The sequence below is a fragment of the Poseidonocella sp. HB161398 genome, assembly GCF_005870025.1.
Classification (GTDB): domain Bacteria; phylum Pseudomonadota; class Alphaproteobacteria; order Rhodobacterales; family Rhodobacteraceae; genus Mangrovicoccus.
Genome location: NZ_VATA01000185.1, coordinates 1 through 2,336 on the forward strand (window position 1 = coordinate 1; position 2,336 = coordinate 2,336).

The window sequence follows — 2,336 nt, forward strand, 5'->3', positions numbered from 1 at the left end:
TGTCAATGGCAACTGAATTTTCCCCAGTTTGGGCAATTTGGAATTCCCCACTTGGCGGTTCCGGCGATCAGCCGGGGTCAGTGATCGGCAGCTCCATTCCGGATTTTCGGCGGCCGTCCGCGGCGCTTCGGCGGCGGTGGCGGGGTGATCGGGGCGTTGGCGCGGACATGTTCCGGGATCAGGTCGGCATGGGCACGCAGCCGGTAGCTGGCGCCCTCGATTTGGACGACGACCGCGTGGTGCAGAAGCCGGTCGAGCAGCGCCGTGGCAACCACCGGATCGCCGAAGACCTCTCCCCACTCTGCAAATCCGCGGTTGGAGGTCATGATCATCGCGCCCTTCTCGTAGCGCGCGTTCACGAGCTGGAAGAACAGGTTGGCCCCACCCTGGGTGATCGGCAGGTAGCCGATCTCGTCGACGATCAGCAGCGAGGCCCGGGCATAGAACCGGATCTTCTCCGGCAGGCGGCCTGACCGCTCGGCTTGGGACAGCGCCTCGATCAGCTCGGCGAGCGTGGCGCGATAGACCGTGCGCCCGGCCTTCACCGCCGCCACGCCAAGCGCCGTCGCAAGGTGGCTCTTCCCGGTGCCTGGCGGGCCAAGGAAATGGACCACCTCCGACCGGCGGATGAAGCCGAGCTGGGCAAGCGCTGCAATCCGCTCCCGGTCCAGCGACGGCTGGAACGAGAAGTCGAAGCTTTCCAGCGTCTTGATCGGCATCAGCTTGGCGGTGCGCAGGGCGACGTCGACGCGTCGGCCTTCGCGGGTGACGTATTCTTCGCTCAGCAGGCTGTCGATCGCCTCGACGGCGGTGATCTCGCCCTTCTCCAGCTGCTGCAGCGTGTGGTCGAGCGCCTCCAGCGCGCGCGGCATCTTCAGCCCGACGAGGGCTCCGCGGATGCGGTCGAGCAGCGCGCTCATGGCTGGCTACCCGCAGCCAGGCGGCGGCCGACGGCATCGTAGAAGTCCAGCGGACGGCGCAGGCCCTGGACCGGCATCTGCTGGGGCGGGCGCGGCGGCGGGGCCTTGCGATGGGCGGGATCGACCCGGCGCAGCGCCTTGCCCTCGAGCACCGGGTGCCGGGCGATCAGCTGGCCGTCCTCGAAGATGCGGATCTCGGCAGTGTGGTGCTGGACCTCGAGCACGCGGCGCCGCGCGGTGTCGGGCACCGAGTAGAGATTGCCGCCGACCGAGACCATGCCCTCCTTGCTGACCCTCCGCTCAACGGTGAGGACGGCGTCATAGGCCAGGGCAGGCAGCGGCCGGAGGCTGGGCAGCTCCTCGGCGAAAGCCTCGTCGACAACCCGCTGGGTGGTGGCGTGGGTGCGCGGATTGGCGATCCCGGTGCGCCATTCGGTGAACTGCGCGTTCAGGTCATCGAGGTTGCGGAAGGTCCGGGCGAGGAAGAAATCCTGCCTGATGTAGCGGAACGGCCGCTCGATTTTCCCTTTCGTCTTCGCGCGATACGGGCGGCAGGCCCGGGGAATGGCGCCGTAGTGGTTCAGCAGCGCGACCAGCGATGCGTTGTAGGTCACCACGCCCGCGTTCGCCATGGGTCTCGAACCATGGCGACCACATGGCTCACTCCTCGCCGATGACCGCGGTCTTCATCCGGTCATAGAGGATTTCCTCCGGCACGCCGCCTATCTCCTCGAAGGCGCCGACATGGCAGCGGAGAACGGATTGCAGGTTCTGGCTGGCGACGAAGCGGCCCCAGAGCCAGCGGCTGTGGCCGAGGACTATGGAGAACAGCCAGACCTTCCGGACGACGCCGGGCTCGTCGGTGAATTCCGCCGTGAACTCGGCGAAATCCACCTGCGCCTGCTTGCCCGGGGGTGTCTCGAAGCGGCGTTCGAACTGCGTGCGACGGGGCGGCCTGACCGATCTCAGAAAGGGCTTCAGAGTGGAGTAGCTGCCCTTGTAGCCCATCGCGCGGATCTCGCGCAGCAGGCGCCGTCCGGACAGGTCCGGGAACAGCCCGACCCGATCCCGGAGATAGGCCTCGAAGGGCTCGAGCAGGTTCGGGACCGGCTCCCGGGTCTTGTAGACCGGGGCTTCGAGGCCCTGCTTCAGGTACTTGCGCACGGTCTTGCGGTCGCAGCCCAGTTTGAGCGCGATGGCGGTGACGCTGAGCCCCTGGCGTTTCAAATCGTGGATCAAGACGATCTCCCTCAAACACTTCACCTGACTGCCCCTGCCTTGTTGTTGGGAGCATCAGGCCAGTGATCCGCGGCGCCGCCAATTTCCGGATCCATGAGGTCCGTAAATTGACGACCCCGCTCACGGTCGGGGATTTTTCAATTGCCCGTTTCGGGGAGATTACGGCTGCCCCTTACA

The 2,336-nt window shown here is 66.5% G+C and carries 1 protein-coding gene and 1 pseudogene; both read right to left on the bottom strand.

What is annotated here, in order from left to right:
- Positions 1 to 77: 77 nt before the first annotated feature.
- Positions 78 to 920, bottom strand: a complete 843-nt coding sequence (istB, locus tag FGX59_RS36515) for an IS21-like element helper ATPase IstB (RefSeq protein WP_138473437.1) — start codon at positions 918 to 920, stop codon at positions 78 to 80.
- Positions 917 to 2,183 (bottom strand): annotated as a pseudogene (istA, locus tag FGX59_RS36520) (IS21 family transposase). The gene istB and the pseudogene istA overlap by 4 nt, the downstream one beginning before the upstream one ends.
- Positions 2,184 to 2,336: the final 153 nt, after the last annotated feature.

Excerpts from the sequence above, each read along its gene's own strand:
- istB (WP_138473437.1), bottom strand. The coding sequence starts at position 920 with ATGAGCGCGCTGCTCGACCGCATCCGCGGAGCCCTCGTCGGGCTGAAG.